At 73.4% G+C, this 22,857-nt stretch carries 20 protein-coding genes; 10 read left to right on the top strand and 10 right to left on the bottom strand.

What is annotated here, in order from left to right; genetic code table 11:
* Positions 1-88: 88 nt before the first annotated feature.
* On the top strand, positions 89-1,063 hold the full coding sequence (locus I3F54_RS10020) for an acyl-ACP desaturase (RefSeq protein WP_240118301.1): 975 nt from the start codon (positions 89-91) through the stop codon (positions 1,061-1,063).
* Between the two features lie 454 nt (positions 1,064-1,517).
* Here I3F54_RS10020 and I3F54_RS10015 read toward each other — a convergent pair whose 3' ends face one another.
* Positions 1,518-1,766 (bottom strand): WhiB family transcriptional regulator, encoded by a 249-nt coding sequence (locus I3F54_RS10015; RefSeq protein ID WP_240118300.1) that lies wholly within the window; start codon positions 1,764-1,766, stop codon positions 1,518-1,520.
* A gap of 219 nt (positions 1,767-1,985) precedes the next feature.
* On the opposite strand from I3F54_RS10015, the gene I3F54_RS10010 reads away from it, so the two are divergent.
* The gene (locus I3F54_RS10010; RefSeq protein WP_240118299.1) at positions 1,986-2,771 is read left to right on the top strand and encodes a VOC family protein; all 786 of its coding nucleotides are present in this window, start codon (positions 1,986-1,988) and stop codon (positions 2,769-2,771) included.
* Here the strand turns inward: I3F54_RS10010 and I3F54_RS10005 are convergent.
* Positions 2,746-3,102 carry a hypothetical protein gene (locus tag I3F54_RS10005; protein ID WP_240118298.1) on the bottom strand — a complete coding sequence of 119 codons (357 nt, stop codon included), beginning with the start codon at positions 3,100-3,102 and terminating at the stop codon, positions 2,746-2,748. The genes I3F54_RS10010 and I3F54_RS10005 overlap by 26 nt on opposite strands.
* Positions 3,103-3,106: 4 nt before the next feature.
* A complete protein-coding gene (gene ligD / locus I3F54_RS10000) occupies positions 3,107-4,138 on the bottom strand; it encodes a non-homologous end-joining DNA ligase (protein ID WP_240118297.1) in 1,032 nt (343 codons plus the stop codon).
* A 73-nt stretch (positions 4,139-4,211) separates the two neighbouring features.
* Here ligD and I3F54_RS09995 point away from each other — a divergent pair, with 73 nt between their 5' ends.
* Entirely contained in the window at positions 4,212-5,282 is a 1,071-nt protein-coding gene (locus I3F54_RS09995; protein WP_240118296.1) for an ATP-dependent DNA ligase, read from the top strand.
* An 86-nt stretch (positions 5,283-5,368) separates the two neighbouring features.
* Here I3F54_RS09995 and I3F54_RS09990 read toward each other — a convergent pair whose 3' ends face one another.
* A complete protein-coding gene (locus I3F54_RS09990; RefSeq protein WP_240118295.1) occupies positions 5,369-6,559 on the bottom strand; it encodes a zinc-dependent alcohol dehydrogenase in 1,191 nt (396 codons plus the stop codon).
* Between the two features lie 312 nt (positions 6,560-6,871).
* Here I3F54_RS09990 and I3F54_RS09985 point away from each other — a divergent pair, with 312 nt between their 5' ends.
* Positions 6,872-7,846: a DUF3048 domain-containing protein gene (locus I3F54_RS09985; RefSeq protein ID WP_240118294.1), complete on the top strand. Its 975-nt coding sequence runs from the start codon at positions 6,872-6,874 to the stop codon at positions 7,844-7,846.
* Between the two features lie 125 nt (positions 7,847-7,971).
* On the opposite strand, the gene I3F54_RS09980 is transcribed toward I3F54_RS09985, so the two are convergent.
* Positions 7,972-10,653 (bottom strand): AAA family ATPase, encoded by a 2,682-nt coding sequence (locus tag I3F54_RS09980; RefSeq protein ID WP_240118293.1) that lies wholly within the window; start codon positions 10,651-10,653, stop codon positions 7,972-7,974.
* A 628-nt stretch (positions 10,654-11,281) separates the two neighbouring features.
* On the opposite strand from I3F54_RS09980, the gene I3F54_RS09975 reads away from it, so the two are divergent.
* Positions 11,282-12,397, top strand: coding sequence for a DUF2510 domain-containing protein (locus I3F54_RS09975; protein ID WP_240118292.1), 1,116 nt, complete (start codon positions 11,282-11,284; stop codon positions 12,395-12,397).
* Between the two features lie 220 nt (positions 12,398-12,617).
* Here the strand turns inward: I3F54_RS09975 and I3F54_RS09970 are convergent, their stop codons facing one another.
* Positions 12,618-13,232, bottom strand: coding sequence for a TetR/AcrR family transcriptional regulator (locus I3F54_RS09970; protein WP_240118291.1), 615 nt, complete (start codon positions 13,230-13,232; stop codon positions 12,618-12,620).
* Positions 13,233-13,446: 214 nt separating this feature from the next.
* On the opposite strand from I3F54_RS09970, the gene I3F54_RS09965 reads away from it, so the two are divergent.
* Both I3F54_RS09965 and I3F54_RS09960 read left to right on the top strand, forming a co-directional pair.
* The gene (locus I3F54_RS09965; RefSeq protein WP_240118290.1) at positions 13,447-14,277 is read left to right on the top strand and encodes a phosphatase PAP2 family protein; all 831 of its coding nucleotides are present in this window, start codon (positions 13,447-13,449) and stop codon (positions 14,275-14,277) included.
* The gene (locus I3F54_RS09960; RefSeq protein WP_240118289.1) at positions 14,274-15,269 is read left to right on the top strand and encodes a hypothetical protein; all 996 of its coding nucleotides are present in this window, start codon (positions 14,274-14,276) and stop codon (positions 15,267-15,269) included. The genes I3F54_RS09965 and I3F54_RS09960 overlap by 4 nt, the downstream gene beginning before the upstream one ends.
* Positions 15,270-15,295: 26 nt before the next feature.
* On the opposite strand, the gene I3F54_RS09955 is transcribed toward I3F54_RS09960, so the two are convergent.
* The 4 genes from I3F54_RS09955 to I3F54_RS09940 all read right to left on the bottom strand — a co-directional run bounded on the left by I3F54_RS09955 (position 15,296) and on the right by I3F54_RS09940 (position 20,964).
* Positions 15,296-16,147 carry a phospholipid scramblase-related protein gene (locus I3F54_RS09955; RefSeq protein WP_240118288.1) on the bottom strand — a complete coding sequence of 284 codons (852 nt, stop codon included), beginning with the start codon at positions 16,145-16,147 and terminating at the stop codon, positions 15,296-15,298.
* Positions 16,148-16,222: 75 nt separating this feature from the next.
* On the bottom strand, positions 16,223-18,274 hold the full coding sequence (locus tag I3F54_RS09950) for a phosphocholine-specific phospholipase C (protein WP_240118287.1): 2,052 nt from the start codon (positions 18,272-18,274) through the stop codon (positions 16,223-16,225).
* A gap of 160 nt (positions 18,275-18,434) precedes the next feature.
* Positions 18,435-20,093 carry an alpha-amylase family glycosyl hydrolase gene (locus I3F54_RS09945; protein WP_240118286.1) on the bottom strand — a complete coding sequence of 553 codons (1,659 nt, stop codon included), beginning with the start codon at positions 20,091-20,093 and terminating at the stop codon, positions 18,435-18,437.
* Positions 20,094-20,295: 202 nt separating this feature from the next.
* The gene (locus I3F54_RS09940) at positions 20,296-20,964 is read right to left on the bottom strand and encodes a hypothetical protein (protein ID WP_240118285.1); all 669 of its coding nucleotides are present in this window, start codon (positions 20,962-20,964) and stop codon (positions 20,296-20,298) included.
* Positions 20,965-21,206: 242 nt separating this feature from the next.
* Here I3F54_RS09940 and I3F54_RS09935 point away from each other — a divergent pair, with 242 nt between their 5' ends.
* From I3F54_RS09935 to I3F54_RS09925, 3 genes are all read left to right on the top strand, one after another.
* Entirely contained in the window at positions 21,207-21,863 is a 657-nt protein-coding gene (locus tag I3F54_RS09935) for a helix-turn-helix transcriptional regulator (RefSeq protein ID WP_240118284.1), read from the top strand.
* A gap of 33 nt (positions 21,864-21,896) precedes the next feature.
* A complete protein-coding gene (locus I3F54_RS09930; protein WP_240118330.1) occupies positions 21,897-22,418 on the top strand; it encodes a toxin-antitoxin system, toxin component in 522 nt (173 codons plus the stop codon).
* A 194-nt stretch (positions 22,419-22,612) separates the two neighbouring features.
* Positions 22,613-22,852 (top strand): hypothetical protein, encoded by a 240-nt coding sequence (locus tag I3F54_RS09925; protein ID WP_240118283.1) that lies wholly within the window; start codon positions 22,613-22,615, stop codon positions 22,850-22,852.
* The last annotated feature ends 5 nt before the right edge of the window (positions 22,853-22,857 follow it).

Below are 22,857 nucleotides of genomic sequence, written 5' to 3'. Positions count from 1 at the left end.
GTCTCGTAGCCTACGATCCCGTAGGTTCCGGCACCGCTCGCCGGACGATTCCGCTCCGTTTTGCCGTTCCACCTCCCCTGGAGTTCCCGTGACGTTCACCTCTCCTCACCTCGGCAGCCCCGCCGTCTGGACCGACGCCCGGCTGCTGTACGCGCTGGAGGAAGTGGTCGAGAAGGAGCTGAACCGTCACCTGAAGGCCGCCAGGGACTGGATGCCGCACGACTACGTGCCCTGGGGCGACGGCCGCAACTTCCCCGCCTTCTTCGAGGACGGCGAGGCCTGGGACAAGGAGCAGTCGAAGGTCACCGACATCGGCAGGACCGCACTCGTGGTGAACCTGCTGACCGAGGACAACCTGCCCAGCTACCACCACGAGATCGCCAGCCTCTTCGGCCGCGACGGCGCCTGGGGCACCTGGGTGCACCGCTGGACCGCCGAGGAGGGCCGGCACGGCATCGTCATGCGCGACTACCTGCTGGCCTCCCGGGCAGTGGACCCGGAAGAGCTGGAACGTTTCCGTATGTCGCACATGAGCGAGGGCTTCGAGTCCGACAACCGGCACTCGATGCTCCACTCCGTCGCCTACGTCGCCTTCCAGGAGCTGGCCACCCGCATCTCGCACCGCAACACCGGACACCAGTCGGGCGACCCGGTCTGCGACCGCATGCTGGCCCGCATCGCGACCGACGAGAACCTGCACATGGTCTTCTACCGGAACCTGCTGAAGGCCGCCTTCGAGATCGCCCCCGACCCGACCATGCAGGCGGTGCGGGACGTGGTCGTCAACTTCCGGATGCCCGGCCACGGCATTCCCGGCTTCGAGCGGGCAGCCGCGCAGATGGCGATCGGCGAGGTCTACAACCTGCGCATCCACCACGACGACGTCCTCCAGCCGGTGCTGCGCTTCCTGAAGATCATGGACATCGACGGCCTCGGCCCCGAGGGACAGCAGGCGCAGGAGGAACTGGGTCTGTTCATGGGCGGGCTGGACGCGGAGGCCACGAAGTTCGACGAGCGGCTCGCCGCCCGCAAGGCCCGGATGGCCGCGCGCGCCGGCCGCTGACGCGGCCGGACGCGGACCGGACCGGACCGCGGCGGGCCCGCGAGAGCGGTGAGCGCGGCCCGGGACGTCCGCGGGGCCCGCGGGGCACCCGGAAGCGGCGCACGCTGTTCCCTGCGACCGGGACGGACACCCGGCACCCCGGCGGGGAGGGCCGCCCGCCCCGCCCGCCCCGGAGCCCCGCCCGCCCCGGAGCCCCGTCCGGACCCGGCCACCCGTTCGGCGGCCCACGGCTCCCTGGAGGGCCTCCGCCCTGCGCTTCACGCCCGCGCCCCGGGCGGAGGACGGAGCCGTTCCCGGCCGGCGGAGCAGCCCGCGGGCCGCCGGGCAGCGCGGCCCGAGCCCCCGGTCGGCCGTGCCGTGAGGGGTGGGCAGCCGGACAGACCGCCCCCAAGCGCCCCCGCCGGGCTCCCGCCGCGCCGGACGCGGCCGATCGGTCGCATCCGCAGCGCGGCGCTCAACGCGCGGCGCGACGCAGCGCCAGGCGCTCCTTCTCGGACAGGCCGCCCCAGACACCGAAGCGCTCGTCGTGCTCCAGGGCGTACTCCAGACAGGCCGAGCGGATCGGGCACCGACCGCAGATCCGCTTCGCCTCGCGTACGGAGCTGCCGGGCTCGGGGAAGAAGAAGTCGCCCCCTGTCTGCGCGCACAACGCGTCCTGCTGCCAGGCAGGACCGGTGGGTGCGGGAATCGTGTCGATGTGCATGACCGTGAGCTTCGCCGACGAAACGAAACGTTCGCTCAACAAGTGATCAACGCGAGGCCTGCACCGCCCCCGTGGTTTCCCCGGCCGGCCGATGATGCCGCCCGTACGGGCACCCCCGCACGGCGGCGCGCCGACGCGCTGCGGCGGCGGCTGTCAGTGGGCGGTGCGAGACTCGGCAGAGCAGGCAACGCGACCCCTTCGAAGAGAGGGAGGGCGAACATGCTCACCAACCGATTTGTCGACGGTGCGCCGAACTGGGTCGACGTCGGCACCCGCGACATCGAGGGCGCCACCCGTTTCTACGGCGCGCTCTTCGGCTGGCAGTTCCGGTCCGGGGGCCCGGAGGCCGGCGGCTACGGCTTCTTCCAGCTGGACGGGAAGACCGTGGCGGGCGGGATGCAGACCACGCCGGAACAGGGCCCGCCGTCCTGGACCGTGTACTTCCAGAGCCCCGACGCACAGGCCACGGCCAAGTCCGCCGAGCAGGCGCACGGCCGGGTGCTGGTGCAGCCCATGGAGGTGATGGACCAGGGCCACATGGCGCTCCTGGCCGATCAGGCGGGCGTGCCGTTCGGGATCTGGCAGCCCGGGCGGACCAAGGGCGTCGACGTGGCCGGCGACCCCGGCTCGCTGTGCTGGGTCGAGCTGTACACGCCGGACATCGCGGCGGCCGCCGCCTTCTACCGCGCGGCACTGGGGCTGGAGACCTCGGCGGTGCCGTTCCCCGGCGGCACCTACACCTGTGTCAATCCGGCGGGAGGCGGACAGGACACCATGTTCGGCGGGTTCGTGCCACTGGCCGACGACCCGTCGGAACCGGACGCGTACTGGCTGCCGTACTTCGAGGTGCCGGACCCGGACGGCGTCGTGGCCACGGCGCGGGAGCTGGGCGGCACGGTCCGGATGCAGCCCACCGACTTCGAGAGCGTCGGCCGTATCGCGAAGCTGGCCGACCCGTACGGCGCCCGCTTCGCGGTGATCAGGAGCGCGTCGCCACAGGAGTGACCTCGGCTCGGCCCGGCAGCTCCACCCGGTGGCCCGTCTGCTCCCGCTCGGCCCGCTCGTACGCCACCCGGGCGACGGTGAGATCCCGCCAGGGCGGGCCGACGGGGGCGTGGACCGGGCGGGTCGCGGGGCCGGAACGGCAGGGGCGTCCACCCCGCAGCACCCCGGCGAGGGCCGCGTCGGCGGCCGAGCCGGGCAGACCGGCCGCTGCCGGCGCGCCGGTGCGTGCCGGCGGGTCACGGTCGTCGACGACGAGGAGCCCGGCGGTCGGCGGGTCGGCGGCGAGTTGCTGCGTGCCCGGCTCGTCGGCCCCCGGACTCGGACGGGTCACACCCTCATGACCCACCGGCTGCCGGCTCGTCCTTCCTGGCCCGGCTCGGCTGCACCCGCTTCGGCTCGCCCGGCATCTTCGGGTGTTCGGGCGGATAGGGCAGATCACCCAGTCCGTGGTCGCGCTCGTCCTTGGCGGCCAGTTCGAGGAGGGCGTCCAGGTGGAAGTGGTGGTCGTCCATGTCGGCGTGGACGTCGCCCAGTTCGGCGAAGCGGGCGGGCATGGTGGCGAGGTCGAAGTCACGGGGGTGGGCGTCGTCGACCTCGTGCCAGCGCAGGGGCGCGGAGACCGGGGCGTGCGGGCGGGGGCGTACGGAGTAGGCGGAGGCTATGGTGCGGTCCCGCGCGGTCTGGTTGTAGTCCACGAAGATCTTCTCGCCCCGCTCCTCCTTCCACCACCTGGTCGTGACCCGGTCCGGCATGCGCCGCTCCAGTTCCCGTCCCACCGCGATGGCGGCCCGGCGGACCTGCGCGAAGGTCCACCGCGGCTCGATCGGCACGAAGACGTGCAGGCCGCGTCCCCCGGACGTCTTGGGCCAGCCTCGAAGCCCGCCGAACTCCTGGAGGACGGTGCGCAGCTCACCGGCGGCGCGGACGGCGTCGGCGTACTCGGTGCCGGGCTGCGGGTCCAGGTCGATGCGGAGCTCGTCGGGCCGGTCGACGTCGTCGCGGCGCACCGGCCAGGGGTGGAAGGTGAGGGTGCCGTACTGGGCGGCCCACACGACGGCGGCCTCCTCCGTCGGGCACATCTCGTCGGCGCTGCGCCCGCTGGGAAAGGTGATGTGCGCGGTGGGGATCCAGTCGGGCATGTGCTTCGGGGCCCGCTTCTGGTAGAACCACTCTCCGGTGACACCGTCGGGGTGGCGCTCCAGGGTGGTGGGCCGGTCCCTCAGGGCCCGCAGGATGCCCGGTCCGACGGCCAGGTAGTACCGCGCGAGATCCAGCTTGGTGTAGCCGCGCGCCGGGAAGTAGACCTTGTCCGGGTGGGACAGCCGCACGGTCCGGCCGCCCGCCTTCAGTTCCACCGCGTCACCCATGCGGCCACGGTAGGCGCACCCCGCACACCGCGCATACCGGGCGTACAGCGCTGTATCACCGCAGAATCGGAGCATGGATCTGCCGGTGATGCCTCCTGTGAAGCCGATGCTCGCCAAGTCGGTGGCGAAGATCCCGCCGGGCATGCAGTACGAGGCGAAGTGGGACGGGTTCCGCGCGATCGTGTTCCGCGACGGCGCGGAGGTGGAGCTCGGCAGCCGCACAGGAAAGCCCCTGACCAGGTACTTTCCCGAGCTGGTGGCGGCACTGGAGGAGCGGGTGCCGACGCGCTGCGTGCTGGACGGGGAGATCGTGATCGCCCGGGAGGGGCACCTGGACTTCGACGCGCTCACCGAGCGCATCCACCCCGCCGACTCCCGTGTGCGGACCCTCGCGCAGCGGACCCCGGCCTCCTTCATCGCCTTCGACCTGCTGGCACTCGACGACGACTCCCTCCTCGACGTGCCGCTGGCCGATCGGCGGGCCCTGCTGACGCTTGCGCTCCGTGAGGTCTCGCCTCCGGTGCACCTGGCACCGGCGACCACCGACATCGACGTGGCACGGCGCTGGTTCGAGCAGTACGAGGGCGCCGGACTCGACGGCGTGATCGCCAAGCCGCTCACGCTGCGCTACCGCCAGGACCAGCGCGCCATGTTCAAGATCAAGCACGAGCGCACGGCGGACGTGGTCGTCGCGGGGTACCGCTTCCACAAGTCCGGCCCGGTGGTCGGCTCCCTGCTGCTCGGCCTGTACGACGAGCAGGGCGCCCTCCAGCACGTGGGCGTCTCGGCGGCGTTCCCGATGAAGAGGCGCGCCGAACTCGTCGAGGAACTGGAGCCGCTGCGGATGGAGGACGCGGCGGGGCACCCGTGGGCGGCCTGGTCGGAGGAGGACGCCCATGAGCGGGCCCGTCTGCCGGGGGCACCGAGCCGCTGGTCGGGCAGGAAGGACCTGTCATGGGTGCCACTGCGCCCGGAGCGGGTGGCCGAGGTGGCGTACGACCACATGGAGAACGGCGTGCGCTTCCGGCACACGGCCCGTTTCCGCCGCTGGCGTGCGGATCGCACCCCGCAGAGCTGCACCTACGGGCAGCTGGACGAGCCGGTCCGCTACGACCTGGCAAAGGTGCTGGGCTCGGGCGCCTGAGGCGCGGCACATCGACGTGTGGCGGGGCCGCGCCGGTGCCCTCACACGGGGAACGGGCGCCGGCGCGGCCCCCGGTCCGGCGGGCCTCACGGCTTCAGCAGTACCTTCACCACGCCGTCCTGCTTGTGCTGGAACATCTCGTAGGCGTGCGGCGCCTCGTCCAGCGGCAGCCGGTGGGTGGCGAAGTCGTCGACCCCGAGAGGGTCCTCGTCGGTGAGGTACGGCAGGATCTCGTCGCTCCAGCGGCGCACGTTGGCCTGGCCCATGCGGATCTGGATCTGCTTGTCGAACATGGTGAGGAGCGGCAACGGGTCGGCCGTGCCGCCGTACACGCCGGTCAGGGACAGCGTGCCGCCGCGGCGCACCAGGTCGATGGCGGTGTGCAGGGCGGCGAGCCGGTCGACGCTGAACCGCTCCGCGAGCGGCCCGCCGATCCTCCGGGGCAGGATCGAGGCGGCCTGCTGGGCCAGGCGCGCCGCCGCACTGCCGTGGGCCTCGGTGCCGACGGCGTCGATCACGGCGTCGGGCCCCCGCCCGTCGGTCTCGTCGCGGATCGCGGCGACCAGTTCCTTCTCGCTGTCGAAGCTCCGGAGGTCGAACGTCTCGACGCCCCGTTCGCGCGCCCGGTGCAGACGCTCGGGCACCAGGTCGACGCCGAGCACCCGCCCGGCACCGCGCATCCCGGCCACGCGGCAGGCCATGTCGCCGATCGGTCCGAGTCCGAGGACGGCGACGCTCCCGCCGGGGGGCACGTCCGCGTAGGCGACCGCCTGCCAGGCGGTGGGCAGCACGTCGGAGAGGTAGACGAACCGGTCGTCGGGCGGCCCGTCGGGGATCTTGATGGGGCCGAACTGCGCCTGCGGGACACGCAGGTACTCCGCCTGGGCGCCCGGTACGGCGCCGTACAGGCGGGTGTAGCCGAACAGGGCGGCGCCCATGCCCTCGCCGGCGACCTGGGTGGTCTCGCACTGGGTGGGCAGTCCGTTCAGGCACATCCAGCAGTCCCCGCAGGCGATCTGGAAGGGCACGACCACCCGGTCGCCCGCCGCGAGGTCGAGCACGCCCGCGCCGACCTCCTCCACGATGCCGATGGGCTCGTGTCCGAGGATGTCGCCCGGTGTCATGAACGCCGTCAGGACCTCGTACAGGTGCAGGTCGGAGCCGCACAGCCCGCTGGAGGTGACCCTGATGACGGCGTCCGTCGGCTCTTCGATCCTCGGATCGGGAACGTCCTCGACCCGTACGTCCCGCCTGCCCTGCCACGTCACTGCCCTCATCTGCCCGCTCCTTAAGCCGTGTCCGTGAAGCCGTGTCCGTGTCGTCGGCCGTGACCGGGCACCGGATCCGGCCGTGCCGCCGGGTACCCGCAGGCCCGCACGCGAACCCCCTGCCCGGCCCCGGACCTGACCTGGACCACCGGTCCGGTCCCGGTCCCGGAGACCAGCGACGGCGGCCCGGCCAGGGCCGTCAGAGCCGTTCGGCGGATTCCGCGTACATATCGCTCATGTCGGTCACACCCATGAATGGCCTGAATGATCCGATGAGCGCACAATCGATGGCGACACACGACTGGGCGGGTAACCGTGGGCATGAGACGAGGAGCGCGCGTCCCGCGCGCAGGAACGGCGGCGGCCCTGCTGGCCGCGTCGCTGACGATGTCGCTGGCGGCGGCCTGCACCTCACCGCACCGCGCGTCCGACGACGGCCGCGCGCCGGCCCCCTCCCCTACGGCGGACCGGTCCACGCACCCTGGCTCCGTGCTCGCCGTGAAGATCGACAACGTGCCGGCCGCCCGGCCGCAGACGGGCCTGGACTCCGCGGACGTCGTCTACGCCGAACAGGTCGAAGGCGGTCTGAGCCGGCTGATGGCGGTGTACGCGACACACCTGCCCGAGACCATCGGCCCGGTACGCAGCGCCCGTGAGTCCGACCTGGAGCTGCTGCGCCAGTTCGAGGAGCCGACACTCGCGTTCTCCGGGGCGCAGAGCAAGCTGCTGCCGCTGATCGACAAGGCACCGCTGCGGGCGGAGACCCCCGACAACGCGTCCGGCGCCTTCTACCGCGGTGGTGACAAGCCCGCACCGCACAACCTGTATCTGCGGCCGGACCGGCTGATGCCCTCCGCTCCCGGCGGGTCCGCCCTGACGACCGGCTTCCGCTACGGCGACAGGCCGCCCGGGGGCACGGACGGGACCACGCGCACGGTCCGCTACCCCGCCGCCCGCTTCACCTTCACCTGGTCCCCGGACCGCCACCGCTATCTGGTCGCCATGGACGGCACCCCCGCCCTGACGACCGACGGCCGCCGGGTGGCCGCCTCGACGGTGGTGGTGCAGTACGTGGAGATGCGCACGTCGCGCTTCCACGACTTCCTCGGCAACGGCACGCCGTACACACAGACGGTCGGCTCGGGGAAGGCCGAGGTGCTGCGGGACGGCCGTGCCTACGACGTCACCTGGAAGAGGCCGAAGGCCACGGACGGCACGGAGTTCACCACGAAGGGCGGCAACCCGATGACCTTCGCCGACGGACAGGTCTGGGTGGTCTTCGCGCCCTCTCCGTGACCCGGTCCTGGCAGCACGCCGCCCCACCGGACGGGACCGGACGTGTGCCGCTCCGGGCGCACGAGCCGCTCGCGGCGTGACCCCCGCCGGGCTACGCCGGCGGGGGCGGGAGGGACTGCTGCGCGTCAGGCAGGGTGGTGCCCCGTGCCCAGTTCGCGCTGGGCACGGGCGACGAGGCCGTCCGCGCCGCACGAGCGGGCCAGGCCGAGACCGCGCCTGAGCTCGGCGTCGGAGCGGGCGGCGATGCCGTACTCGACGCGCGCGGCGGCGTGTTCGTACTGGCAGGGCGATGACTCCAGGAACGTGACGGCCTGTTCGGCGAGGCGGACCGCGCGCTGGCCGGTCTCCAGCGCGGCGGCACAGCGCAGGGCCTCGCCGATGGCGGTGTCGGTGCCGAAGCGCTCGGCCTGACGGCGGGCGTCGGTGGCCAGCCGGGCGGCCCGGGCGGGGTCCTCGGTGGCCAGGGCACGAGCGAGGTCGACCGCCCAGGGGACCATCACCGGGTTGTGGTGACCGCGGGTGCCCGCGGCCTTCTCGGCGGCCTCCAGTTCGTTGATGCCGTCCTTGGTGCGGCCGACGGCGAGCAGCAGCCTGCCGCGCACCGACTGCGGGTCGGGCAGCACGATCGTGGACGGGTACGGCGGGCCGAAGCCGTACTGCTCGGCGACCGACCAGGCCTCCTCGACGTGACCGCGGGCGAGGAGGGTGTCGACGAGGTTGCAGGTCGCCGACCAGTACAGGGGAAGGCCGCGGCCCACGCGCTCGGCGAGCCGCAGGGATTCGCGCAACGAGGCCTCGGCCTCCCTGAGCCGGCCGCGACGGCGGTGGCCGAGACCGAGGTAGGCGTGGGCCAGGGCGAGGTGGCCGCCGCTCCAGCCCGCGCTCTCGTAGGTGCGCAGGGCGTCCGTGAAGAGAGCCTCGGCCCGGTCGAGGCGGTCGGTGTAGGCGTAGGAACTGGCCAGCATCATCGGCAGTTCGATGCCCCACTCGGTGTCGGTCCAGCCCAGGCCGGGTGCGAGCCGGCCGTTCACGAGGGCACGGTCGCACATCTCGACGACCTCCTCGGCGTTCTCCCCGCGGGTCATGGCGTCGAAGCCGCGCAGGATCAGCAGGGCGCGTTCGGAGTTGTCGCGGCCGGTGCACGTGCGGGCGAGGTCGGCGAGGCGTTCGGAGCGGCCCGGGGAGGCGGACTCCCCGGCGTGGATGCCCTCCCACATGTACTGGACGGCCTGTAGCCGCAGCCTGGCCGGACCGTCGGGGTGGCGGGCGGCCTCGGCCTCGACGGTGCGGACGGCCTCCTCCAGCTGGTTGTTGTGGAGGAGGGCCTGGGAGAGGCGGAAGACGGCGTCGACGCGTTCGGCGCTGTCCAGACCGGGCAGGGAGAGGGCGGTCTGGAGGTGGCCGATGGTCCTGGCGGGTGCGGTGAGCAGGGTGGCGCAGCCCAGTTCGTAGAGGACGTGCGCGTGGACCTCCGGCAGCGGCGGTTCCACCAGAGCGCGCTCCAGGCAGCGGCGTGCCGCGTCGGGAGCGCCGACGGCAAGGTGTTCGCGGGCGGCCTCGCGCAACTGCTCGACCAGTTCCTGGTCGTCGTCGGGGTGCACCTGGAGGAGGTGACGGGAGGCGGCCGCGGGGCCGAGCCCGCTGTCGGTGACGACCTGGGCGGCCACGCCGTGCCAGGCACGCCGCAGGGCGTCGGGGATGGAGTTGTAGACGGCGGTGGCGATCAGCGGGTGGACGAACTCCAGCGCGTCGGCGCCGGCGGACCCGGTCGCCGGGTCGGGCGCGGTGAGGATACGGGCGGCCTTGAGAAGGCCGGCGCAGCGCTCGGCGTCCTCGCGGCTCATCGTGGCGAGCCGGGCCACCAGGTCGACGGTGATGCCGTCGCCGAGGATGGCTGCGGCCCAGGCCAACCGGGTGGCGTCGATGCCGAGTTCCTCCAGGCGGGCGACGAGGCCGCCGCCGCGGGCGGAGCGGTTCAGGGCGCGCAGCTCGCCCGCCGAGGACTCGGTCGGATCCAGCTCGCTGTCGTGCACCTTGGCGAGGAGTTCGACGGTCTCGTAGGGGTTTCCGCCGGTGACGGCCCACACCTCACGGCAGAACGGGGCGTCCGCGTGCTCACCGAGGGCGGCGCGGGTGAGACCGGCGACCGCGTCCGGGGTGAGGGCGCTCAGCGTGCTGATGGCGCGGCCGGCGGCGGTGATCGCCTCCAGCAGGGGCGCGCCCGCGCCGCGGATCTCGCCGGGCCTGCGCGCGACGACGACCAGGACGGACAGGTCGTGGAGGCGGTCGGCGAACGCCGCGAGGAAGCGCAGGGTCTCCTGGTCGGCCCAGTGGGCGTCGTCGACGAGCAGGACGAGCGGCCAGTCCCGCTTGGCCAGCCGGCGCACGGCCGCCACGAGTCCGTCGCACACGCCCTGCGGGTCGGCCGGACGCTCACTCGGCTCGGCTATGCCGAGGGCGGGGCCCGCGATGTCGTACCAGTCGCCGAGGTACTCGCGGGCCTCCTCCGGCATCAGCGACACGAGCGCCGGCTGCAGCAACTGGCGCACCACGTTGAAGGGGACGGAGCGGAGGGTCTCTCCGCTGCGGGCCGACCAGACGGTGCAGCCGCGGGCCTCTGCCAGGCGGCGCGTCCGGGTCAGCAGGGCGGTCTTGCCGAGGCCCGCCTCGCCCTGGAACACCAACAGGGCACCCGAGGACGACCGATCGGCACACAGGGCGTCGATCGCCTGTGCGACCACGCCGACTTCGTGGTCTCGCTCCCACAGGGAAGCCGAGGCGGCCGGCGTGGGCCGAACCTCCGTCATCCCGCTACCTCCCCAAGTCGCCCTCACCATGTGCAGGCTTGAGCGTAGTCCCCCGCCACCCAGGGCGGAGGCCGGTCGGCGCAGCAGTTGCCGTAACGGATGAAAGGGAGTAAGGGGAACAAGCGGCAGGGCCCGGGCGCCGCACGGCCGGCTGTGACCGACAACGCCCTTTGCAGGGAAGCGAGTTGACGGCCGATCGGCCGGAAGTCGACTCGGTACGCGGGAACGGGGCACGCCGTCGGCGCACCGGTGGCACCCGCGGAAGCGCGGCAGGAGCCCGACCGCCGCCCGGGCCGGCGACGGGGGGCGGCTCGAAGGCGACGCCCAATCGAAACCGAACCGAAGCCGAACCGGCACCGGGGCGCCTGCGGGACCGACGAGCGGGGAGGTCACCGGGCCGCCTGCCCCCGGTGCCCCCGTCCGGCCGAGGGCGATCGGCCAGCCCCACGGGCGCGGGAGCCCCGCCCCCGGAGGCGCACACGCCTCACCCGCCCGCCGCACGCGCTGCGGCGGGCGGGTGAGGCGAGCACCGCGCCGCGGACCGTCGAGGCGGGTCACCGCGGCGGTGAGCGCGGCCAGAAGCGCACCCTCTCATGTCGCTTTCACAGATGCCTCATACGGTTGACCCATGACGCAGGTGACTCCCCCCGGGTGGTACCCCGACCCCGGACAGACAAGTGACGGCCCCGCCACCGAGCGCTGGTGGGACGGCAAGGCGTGGACGGACCGGACACGCCCCGCGGGGTCCGCCGCCGCATGGGGACCACAGCAGCCACCGCCCGGCGGGGCGCATCCGGGAGCGACGGAGCGGCCGGGACACATCGGAGCGGCCGGGCAGCCGGGGCCGGCCGGGGCACCCGATCAGCCGGTAGCGCCCCCGGGGCCGGGGGCGTTCGGGCAGCCCGGGTACGGCGGGCAGCCGGTGTTCGGCGGGCAGCCCGGCTATCCGGTCCACCCGGGCTACCCCGCTCAGCCGGCGGAATCCGGCGGGCGACGCGGGGTGCGGGTCGGGATAGCGGTGGCCGCGGCCGTCGCGGTGCTGGCGAGCATCGGGGTCGGTGTGTGGGCACTGGCCAAGGACGACGGCGGGGGCCGCGACGACGCCCGGCAGGGGCAGGGCGGACCGGGCGGGCCCGGTGGCGGACCGAGCGGCGGCCCCGGGGGCCGCGACGGCGGCGCGGCACCCTCGCCGAACCGGACGCAGCCGCAGCGGATCGAGAGCGGCTCCGTGACGGACGTGGCGGACGGCATCAGCCTCCCCATCCCCGAGGGCTGGTACGGACAGCAGGGCACCGGCGGTGCGGCCGTGACCTCGAACGACAGTTACCCCTGCCCCGGTGACACCGGCAAGTCCTGCACCAAGGGCGGCGCCTACGCGGCGCCGGCGTCGGTGGTGGGCACCCGCGGGGCCACGGCGGAGCAGGTCGCCAAGGCGGACATCCGGGCCAACGCGGAGGAGTCCTACGGCGGCACCACCTACGGCAGCATCACCTCGCACCAGGAGCTGGCCGCCAAGGCCGTCACCGTGGCCGGGCAGAAGGGCTACCTGGTCCGGTGGAAGGCCGTCACCAGCAAGGGTGCCGACGGCTACGTCGAGTCGCTGGCGTTTCCCTCGCCCACCGTCCCGCGCCACATGGTCGTGGTCCGCTTCGGTGTCGACACCGACCAGGACGCGTCCGTGATCGACGAGATCATCCGGGGCATCAAGGTGGCCCGGGGCGGCGGGAGCGGCCAGAACGTCTGATTCGGCGTCGCCGCCCCGCACCGGGGGCCCATCCGCCGGCGCCCAGGACCCGCCCGGGCGGGAGAACGGCCGGGCGGGAGAACGGCCGGGCGGGAGAACGGCCGGGCGGGGCCCTCTCCGCTCAAGGGGGCCCTGCCCGGCCGGGGTGCGCCGCCCCCGTCCCCACGGTGCGGCGCGACCAGGCCACCGTCCAGTCATCCCGTGGACGGCGGCCCGGGTCTCAGGTCAGCCCGAGGGCCGGCAGCACGGCGGCCTCGGTGAAACGGGCCAGGTACTCCTCGTCGGCGTACCTGCCCTCCAGGATCGGCCGGACCCGCAGCATGCCGAACAGCTGCGCGGGCACGTACTCAAGCGCCGGATGGTCCGCGGCGATCTCGCCGCGCTCGACGCCGCGGCGCAGGATCTCCTTCAACGCGGCGATCTCCGGCTCGACGAGCGCCTCACGCAGGGCCCCCGCCAGCTCCGCGTCCTGGGTGACCGCGTGGCCGAGCGCCTGGAGCAGCTTGGTGTCCTTCACCGACCACTCCCCCGCGGCCCGCGCGGCCTCGCGCAGGTCGTCGGCGAGCGAGCCGGTGTCGATGCCGCTCAGCCGTGAGCGGCGGCGCGAGCGCAGCGCGGCCACCACGAACTGCGGCTTGGTCTTCCACTGCCGGTAGAGGGTGGATTTGCTGCACCGCGTGCTGGCGGCGACGCCGTCCATGGTCACGGCGTCGTACCCGCACTCGCGGATCTGGTCGAGGACGGCGTCGAAGAACTCCTGCTCGCGCTCGGGCGTGAGCTTGGAGCGGCGCGACGCGGCAGCCTGCTCCGGCTCTTCCGCGGCCTGCGACGTCATCGGTGTCTCTCCTCGCCGGTCTTCCGGGGGCCGTGCGGCGGCCCTGCCGTCCATGGTCGCTTCCCGTGTGTGTCGCATGTCAATCGATACACCAGTGTACCGGTACTGAACCGTATCGGTACACTGGCGTATCGGTACGATGTCGTATCGATTCCTTTGCGCCACCGCACGGCGCGCACCACACACGCACCACCGTCAGCGAGGGGGCCGGGGGATGAACGCCCGCACCGAGCCCGGGGAAGAACCCGGGCAAGCAGCGCGGACCGGCGCGGCAGCACGGCCCGCGCTCGTCCGTGAGCTCCTGCTCGTCGCGGGTCTCTTCCTGGTCTACAAGCTCGGCCGTCAGCTGGCCGCCGGCCACACGGGCGAGGCCTTCCGCAACGCGGACCGCGTCTGGGACGCCGAACGGGCCGTCCACCTGCCCGGCGAGGGCTCCGTGCAGTCACTGCTGCTGCACGGCGACCTCCCGGCGCACCTCGCGAACACGTACTACGCCGCCGTGCACTTCTCCGCCACGGCCGCCTTCCTGGTCTGGCTGTACCTGCGGCGCCCGGCCCACTACCTGTGGGCCCGACGGGTGCTGGCCGCCGTCACCGCCTGCGCCCTGGTACTGCACCTGGCGTTCCCGCTGGCGCCGCCCCGGATGCTCGCGGCCACCGGTCTGATCGACACCGCGCGGGTGTACGGCCCCTCGGTGTACGGGCCGCCACGCGCCGACCACCTGTCGAACCAGTTCGCGGCGATGCCGTCCCTGCACTTCGGGTGGGCGCTGATGGTGGCGATCGGGCTGATCGCGGCGACCCGGTCGCGGTGGCGCCTGCTGTGGCTGTCGCACCCGCTGCTGACGCTGGTGGTGATAGTCGGCACGGCCAACCACTACTGGCTCGACTCGATCGCCGCCGCCGCACTGCTCGGCGCCGCACTCGCCCTGGTCCCCCGGCCGCACGGCGCGGCCATGCCGCCGCGCCGCCGGCGCGCGAGGACGTTGCCGGCCCAACGGCCGGGGCGGGAGCGGGAGCAGGTCCTGGCGGGGGCGAACCGGTGAGCGCCGCCCTGACGGCCGTCGTCCTGTCACTGTTCTCCGCCGTCGCCTACGCGGCGGCCGCGGTGGCCCAGCAACGCCTCGCCGCCCGGTCCGCCGGCCCGGGTGTGCTGCGGCTGCTCGGCAGCGGCGCGTGGTGGTGGTCGGTGACGCTGAACGCCTCGGCCGCCCTGCTGCACGTGGTGGCCCTGAAGTACGGTCCGCTCACCGTGGTGCAGCCGCTCGGGGCACTCACCCTGGTCGCGGCGGTACCGATGGGTGCGCGGCTCGCGGGGCGCGGGGTCAGCGTCGCCGAATGGCGTGGCACCGGGTTCACCCTGCTCGGCCTGGGCGCGATCCTCGTCACGGCCTCGGGCCCGGCGCCCGACGACGTGCTCAGCCTGCCCGAGGCGCTGGTGGTGGCCGGGGCTACCGCCACGCTGATCGGCATGCTGTCCAGGCCGGGCGCCCGGCCTGGCCTGCGGCACGCCACGGCTTCCGGGGTGGCCTCCGGGGTGGCCTCGGCACTCACCCAGACCGTGACGGTCGCCGCGGCCAACCGTTCGGGGCCGCTGCTGAGCGTGCAGGTGATCGGGGTGGCGCTGCTGGTCGCGGCCTTCGCCACGGGCGGGCTGCTGCTGTCGCAGACCGCCTACCGGGGCGGACTGGGCGCGCCGTTGGCCGTGGTGACACTGGCCAACCCGGTGGCCGCCGCCGTCATCGGCGTCGCTCTGCTCGGCGAACGGCTGCAGGGCGGTGCGGTGGGGGCGCTGCTGGCGCTGGCGGGCGCGGGGCTCGCCGCCCGGGGGGTGCTGCTGCTGACGCGGGCCGCGCCCGGCCCGCAGCCGGCGGCCGGTGCGCCGGCCGAGTCCGGAGGGCGCGCGGTGGGCGGGGGCCGACCGGTCGGCGAGGCGCATCCGGTGGCCGCGGCCCTCGCCCTGGACGCCCGGGCGTCGTCGGCGGAACCGGCGCTGGTGCCCCGCCCGTCCGATCCGGGGCACCTCACTCCGTGGTGAACGGCCGCCGGTGAGGCGGCGACGCGTCAGCCGAGGCCGCGCGCGTCCTGCTTGAGCGCGGTGTCGACGGTCAGCGCCGTCGCCACCACCAGGCTCAGCAGGGGCTCCGGCAGCTGGTAGTGCACCTGCAGGACGTAGTTGTCCGCGGTGGTGAACATGGTCTTGGCCAGGCCTTCCCAGGTCTTGGTGATCCGGGCGACCTCGTTGCCTGCGTGGTCGACGATCGCGAAGTTCCAGGCCCGCCAGTTCTCCGCCCTGATGGCGCCGACCTGCTGGCCGTTGACGTTCATCGCGAAGTTGATCTTGCCGAAGACGTTCTGCTGGACGATCTCGCCCACCGGCTGCCCGTCCGGGCGCTGCACGATGACGCGCGACTTGAAGATCTTGGCCGGGCGGGTCAGCAGCAGGACCGGCCGGCCGTGGTTGTCGCGGATCTCCAGCTTGACCGGCAGGAACTGGTCGATGCTGGACAGGAAGCGCAGGATCTTGCGCAGCGCGCTCTGTCCGACCTGCACGACGGAGCCGAGCTGGGCGCCGTTCTGATCCATGACCGTGTACTCGTTGGTCAGCTCGATCAGCTTGGCCTTCTGGTTCACCACCAGGACCGGCTCGGAGAACAGGGTGCCGCCGCCGGCACCGCCGGCGGCGACCCCGGCCTCCTGCTGCACCTGACGCTGCACGCGTGGGTCGGGGCCGCCCTGCTGCGGCGGCATGCCCTGCTGCTGGGGTATGTGCGGGGCCTGCTGGGACGGGGCTGCCGCCTGCTGGTCGGGGTTGGTGTGCTGGGTCCACTGCGCGCCGTCCCAGTAGCGCAGCGTCTGAGGCGCCCCGTGCGGATCGGGGTACCAGCCTGCAGGTGTGTTCGATTGCGTGGTCACCGGGGCACACTACCCCGAGCCAACCGGCCCGCGACCAGCGCCTACGGCCCCCCGGTCAGCGCTGTTCCGCGCAGGTCACGCGGCGGCGATCGCGGGATCGCTCACACCGGCCCGGCCGTTCTCGACGTGTCCGGCGAAGCGCCGCAGGAAGGCCGCGTCGCCGTCGGCGGTGACGGTGAGGTCGTACCAGCGCCGGCTAGCGGTGAGGTCGATGACCTGCCGGACGGCGGTTCCCTGACGCACCGTGACGGTGCGGAGGGCGCCACCGTAGCCGTCGGCGACGGTCAGCCTCGCCGTGCCGGAGCCGTGGTGGGTGAAGGTGAGTTCGATGTCGTCGCCGCTGCGGCGCGCGGTGACCTCGGGGCCGGACACCTTGTTGCGGCCTCTGAAGGTGCGCAGGAAACCGTTCGGGCCGTGGACCGTCAGATCGTACGAGCCGCCCGAGTACACCGAGTTCCAGGTGTCGGAGAGCGTCGTGCCCGCCGCGGTGGTGTACATCCAGGGACCGTCGGTGCGGTTGCCGGAGGTGACGTGGAAGGCGGCACCGGCCCCGGCGCCGGAGGCGAAACTCAGGGTGAACTTCCCGGCCGCCGTGTCCGCCGAGCCGTCCACGGACGGGTCGTACGTCAGGGGCCGGGCGGGCCGCTGACCACACTCCTGCCGGGGCATGGCCGGGTCGGCCGGGGGCGCCGGGCGGTAGTCGGGGTGGCGGTTGCGGTCCTGCGGCTCGTACGCGGCGGTGTCCGGCAGCGCGGCCGGGCTGCTGTCCCTGCGGGAGAAGTCGAACGCGGAGGTCAGGTCGCCGCATACGGCCCGGCGCCAGGGCGAGATGTTCGTCTCCTCGACACCGAACCGGCGTTCCATGAACCGCAGGATCGAGGTGTGGTCGAAGGTCTCCGAACAGACGTAGCCGCCCTTGCTCCACGGGGAGACGACGAGCATCGGCACCCGCGGGCCGAGGCCGTAGGGGCCGGCGGGGTGCCTGGCGTCGCCGGGAAAGAGGTCGGGCGAGACGTCGACGGTGGACCTGCCCTGCGCCGCGGACCTCGGCGGCAGCGGCGGCACCACGTGGTCGAAGAAGCCGTCGTTCTCGTCGTAGGTGATGAACAGCGCCGTCCTCGCCCAGACGCGCGGGTTGGCGGTGAGCGCGTCCAGGACCTGGGCGATGTACCAGGCGCCGTAGTTCGAGGGCCAGTTGGAGTGCTCGGTGAAGGCCTCGGGAGCGGCGATCCAGGAGATCTGCGGGAGCGTCCCGGCCCTGACGTCGGCGCGCAGCTCGTCGAACCAGCCGTCGCCGTTCTTCACGTCGGTGCCGGTGCGGGCCTTGTCGTAGAGGGGGTCGCCGGGTCGGGCGTCGCGGTAGGCGTCGAAGTAGAGGAGCGAGTTGTCGCCGTAGTTGCCGCGGTAGGCGTCGCCGATCCAGCCCCAGGATCCGGCCGCGTCCAGACCGTCGCCGCTGTCCTGGTAGATCTTCCAGGAGACGCCCGCCCGTTCCAGGCGCTCGGGGTAGGTCGTCCAGCCGTAGCCCCGCTCGTCGTTGCCGAGGACCGGGCCGCCGCCCGAGCCGTCGTTCCCGGTGAACCCCGTCCACATGTAGTAGCGGTTCGGGTCGGTGGAGCCGATGAACGAGCAGTGGTAGGCGTCGCAGACGGTGAAGGCGTCGGCGAGGGCGTAGTGGAAGGGGATGTCCTCGCGGGTGAGGTACGCCATCGTCGTGGTGCCCTTCGCGGGGACCCACCTGTCGTACCTGCCGCCGTTGTAGGCCGCCTGGCCGTCCGGCCATCCGTGCGGCAGCCCTTCGAGGAACTGCATGCCGAGTTCGTCGGCGTCGGGGCGGAACGGGAGGACGTCCCTGATCCCGTCGGGCTGGTACCAGACGGGCTTCCCTCCGGGGTGGAGCACCGGGCGCGGGTCGCCGAAGCCCCGCACGCCGCGCAGGGAACCGAAGTAGTGGTCGAAGGAACGGTTCTCCTGCATCAGGACGACGATGTGCTCGACGTCCTCGATCGATCCCGTGCGGTGGTTGGCGGGCAACGCCGCCGCGCGCTGGATACTGCCGGACAGCGCGGAGAACGCCGTGGTGGCTCCGGCCAGTTGGAGGAATCGGCGCCGGTTGACTTCGGGCATGACGGAGGAACCTCTCTGCCTGAGGACGAATCGGCCGGCCGGGTGTGAGCGAACGCGCGCGGAAGGAGTGTTCCAGGAGCACCGAACGTCAGGGAAGGGTGCGATGGCGCGCGCGTGAAGGTCGTCGGTACGGGCGGTGCGCGGGCCCGACTCGCCCCGTTCACCCCGTCGCAGCAGGGGCGGACGACGACCGTGCCGGTGTCGCGAGCAGTGGCTCCGTGGGCCGTCGGGCACGCAGCCAGACCGCGGTGTCCCGCGGTAGCAGCCCCCGGCCGTCCAGGGGGCCGCTGCGGAGGAGGATCTCGGAGTGCGCGGGCAGTTGGACGGGTGTGGCGGCGAGGTTCACCACGCACAGGGCCCGGCCGCCCGCGCGGGCGAAGGCGAGAACGCCGTCGGGAGCCGGCAGCCAGGTCATCGGGCCGTCGCCGAAGACCCGACGCGCGGCGATCGCCGCGCGGTAGAGGGTGAGCATGGAACCGGAGTCGGCCTCCTGACGGTCGACCGCGTACGAGGCCCAGTCGTGCGGCTGCGGCAGCCAGGGCTCCCCGCGCGACCCGAATCCCGCCCAGGGGGCGTCGGCCACCCACGGCAGCGGCACCCGGCAGCCGTCGCGGCCGGGGTCGGTTCCGCCGGAACGGGCGTGCATCGGGTCCCGGACACGGTCCACCGGGATCTCCGCCTCGGGCAGACCCAGTTCCTCGCCCTGGTAGACGTAGACCGTGCCGGGCAGTGCGAGGGACAGCAGGGCGGCGGCCCGCGCCCGCCGCGTTCCGAGGTCCGGGTCGGAGGGTGTGCCGAAGGTCTTGGCCGCGAGGTCGAAGCCGGTGTCGGCGCGCCCGTAGCGGGTGACGGTGCGGGTCACGTCGTGGTTGCACAGCACCCAGGTGGCCGGGGCGCCGACCGGCGCGTGTTCGGCGAGGGTCTCGTCGATCGACGCGCGCAGCCGTGCGGCGTCCCAGGGACAACTGAGGAAGGCGAAGTTGAACGCGGTGTGCAGTTCGTCGGGGCGCAGGTAGCGGGCGAAGCGCTCGGCGTCGGGCAGCCAGACCTCGCCGACGAAGATGCCGCCGTGGTCGTCGGCGATGCGCCGCCAGGAGCGGTAGACGTCGTGGAGTTCGTCTCGGTCGAGGTAGGGGTGCGGGTCGCGGCCCTCGGTGAAGTCCGGCAGCAGGGGGTCCTTGACGAGCAGGGCGGCGGAGTCGATACGGACGCCCGCGACGCCCCGCTCGAACCAGAAGCGCAGGACGTCCTCGTGCTCCCGGCGGACGGTGGGGTGGGACCAGTTGAGGTCGGGCTGTTCGGGTGCGAACAGGTGCAGGTACCAGTCGCCGTCGGGAAGCCGGGTCCAGGCGGGGCCGCCGAACTGCGACTGCCAGTCGTTGGGCGGGAGTTCCCCGTGCTCTCCGCGCCCGGGCCGGACGTGGAACAGGACGCGCTCGGGCCCCCCGGCCAGCGCGGCGCGGAACCACGGGTGCTGGTCGGAGACATGGTTGGGGACGATGTCGACGATGGTGCGGATGCCCCGTTCCCGGGCCTCGGCGATGAGCCTCTCCGCCTCGGCCAGTGTGCCGAACGCCGGGTCGATCGCGCGGTAGTCGGCGACGTCGTAGCCGCCGTCCTTCAGCGGTGAGAGGTACCAGGGGCTGAACCACAGCGCGTCCACACCGAGTCGGGCCAGGTACGGCAGCCGGGAGCGGACGCCGGCGAGGTCGCCGGTGCCGTCCCCGTCACCGTCGGCGAAGCTGCGGACGTACACCTCGTAGATCACGGCGGAGCGCCACCAGCCGGGTCGGTCCGGGGCGTGGACGGGCTGTCCCACGGTGCCTGCCTTTCGTGATGCGCTGTGACGCCCCCGCGGCCCGCCGGCGGCTGACGGCGCCCGGACCGCGGGGCCGCCGGGCCGGGCGCCCAGGACCCGTGAGAGCACTGGGCAGCGGTGGCGCGCCGGTGGCGGAGGGGGCCGTCGGCACACCCCCGCCGCCCGGGGCGCCGTCGGCGACCTGAACGCCGGCGGTGCCCGATCAGGGTTCGGGGGTGGACACCACCGTGAGGTGGGCGGCCTGGCGGCGCGGGCGGCGGGGCCGCGATGGCGGGGCGACGCGGCGAACCTCCCGCAGGACCATCGTCAGCCGGGTGCACCCCAGTTCCTGGAGCGTGCGGGGCGTCTCGTCGACGATGCGGCAGTCGGTGGCGCCGCGGCGGGGATCCGGGTGGATCAGCGGTCGGACCGCACCGTCGTGGCGCACCGCCTCCTGGCCGACCGCGCTGATCCAGTGCGGCAGGCCCTGCCGGTAGGCGGCCTCCATGATCGGGTCCAGGGCGAGGTCCCGGCGGATCGCCTGGAGCCCGTGGTCGTGGGGGTGGTTCTCCAGCCCGGTCCGCAGCTGCGCCAGCATGGGCAGGCACCAGCTCGACTCGTGGTCCCCCAGCACCGCGGCGGCGTCGGGGTGGAACAGGACGAACCGGAGGAAGTTGTCGCCCGGCATGGCGGTCGGATGCGGGCCCACCCCGCGGAAAAGTGACGCGAAAGCGCTGTTGGCCGTGCGCACGTCCCAGCGGTGGTCGACGACGAACGACGGAACGGAGACCGCCTCCACGAGCACGGCGTAGTCCTGGAGGTACGCCTGCACCTCGGAGCTCTCGGGGACCGGCCGCGGCGCCGGCCACTGCCCTCCTGCCTGGTATGCCATCGGGAGGTCACCCCTCTTGCCTCTGCGGCCTTCACGCGGCGCCCCGATCCTGGTGCCCCGACACAAGTCGTGTCAACTATCGTGGCATTTCACGCTCGTTGACGGCTGAAATTGGCCACAGTTGTGGCGAGACCTGGATGTGAGTTCGAACCACCGAGTAATCTCCGGGCAGTTCGCAGTAACCGCGCCAGCGCGGCCCGGCCGCCGGTGAGCGGGCGGTGAGAGACGTAGGAGATCTGTCGGTGACGGATGGCTTCGAGGTTCCCGGCGCCACGGCGACGTCCGGTCTGACCGCCGTCGCCACCCGCGTCGCTGTGCTCGCGGACCGGCTGGGTGTCCCGCACGCCGAGGTGTTCGACACCGCGCGGCTGTCGGTGGCCTGCGGCGTTCCCGAACCGGTCGTCAGGGCCCTGCTGCGCGGCCGGCCCGCCGGGGAGCCCGACGTGCAGGCCCGTTTCCTGCAGCGTCTGGACCTGCTGCGCCGCACCCGGCTCAAGCCCAACGGCCGCAGATACACGCAGCAGGAGATCGCCGACGGTGCCGGCATGTCGCGGCAGCAGGCCGGCGCCCTCATCAACGGCGACCGGCGCCCCACCATGGAGCACTGCGACGCGCTGCAGCGCTTCTTCCGCGTGCACGCCGGCTTCCTCACCGCCGAGGATCCCGAGGCGCTCGCCGGTGCCCTGCAACGCACCGAGCAGGAACTGCTGCAGAAGCTCGCCGACCGCGAGCGGGAGGCGGCCGAGGCCGTGGACGACCCGCTGGAGCGACTGCTCCAGGACCACGGCGTGCGCGGCATCGCCTGGCGGGCCGCGCAGCTGCCCACCGACCAGCATCGCGACAAGGTCGCCGAATGGCTGGACATGCTCCTGGAGAGCGTCAAGCGGCCCGAGTCGTGATCGCGGGAGAGAACTGTGGGCATCGGTAAGGACATGCGCCGCCTGTGCGGCGAACTGGTCGACGCGCTGGATCTCCCTGCCCCGGCCCCGCCCTCCGCTCTGTACACCGCGCTGTGCTCGGCGATGAGCCGGCGCCGCGGGCGACCCGTCCACTTCCGCACCTCCTCCTTCCCGCCCGGAACCGCCAGCGGACTGTGGCTCGACATGGCCGACCAGGATCTGGTCGTCATCGAGGAACGCACGGCCCCCGAGCACCAGTTGGTGATCCTCGGCCACGAGCTGTGGCACATGCAGGCCGGGCACAGCGGGCACCACGTCGACGGCGCGACGGTGGCGGCGCGGCTGCTGCACGACGACGGCGACCTCGCTGCCGCCGTCCGCGCCGTCGCCGCGCGCACCCGCTTCGACCTGGACGACGAGCGGGAGGCCGAGCGGTTCGGCCTCCTGCTGGCCACCAAGTGCCGTACCTGGCTGACCGGGTCGGCGCTGCGGAGCGCCGCGCGCGGGGAGCATCTGGCGGGGCGGATCGAGGCGTCGCTGGGATACCGGGGCTGAGCGCACGCCGGCCGGTGGCCGCCCCGCCACCGTGCCGGACCGGCGGCGGCCCCACCGGAGGCCCTCGCCGCTCCCGGATCCCCCGGGCGGGCGAACCGCGCTTCGGTTCGCCCCGGTTGTCAGTGGGGGGCGGCAAGCTGGTGGGGCGGGGAGACTTCCCGCCGTGCCCGGATCGACACGGGGAGATCCGTACCATGCCGACCGCCGTACCGACCGACCGCGAACGCACCGCCGTACAGGCCTATCTGCGTCTGCTGCACACGGTCCGGGCCGCCTTCGCGCACGCGGACACCGCTCCGGACGGACCGCGGGAGGCCGCCGTGGTGCCGCCGGCCGTGCTCGCCGAGGCCGAGCAGGCGCTGGACCGCGCGGGCCTGGCGGGCAACGAGGTGGCGTTCTTCCGGCTGCTGGAGCTGTGGTGCCCACGGCCGTGACGGCC

This window comes from Streptomyces sp. MUM 2J, from assembly GCF_022414535.1.
Lineage (GTDB): Bacteria > Actinomycetota > Actinomycetes > Streptomycetales > Streptomycetaceae > Streptomyces.
This window is presented reverse-complemented; position numbering and strand designations above follow the sequence as displayed.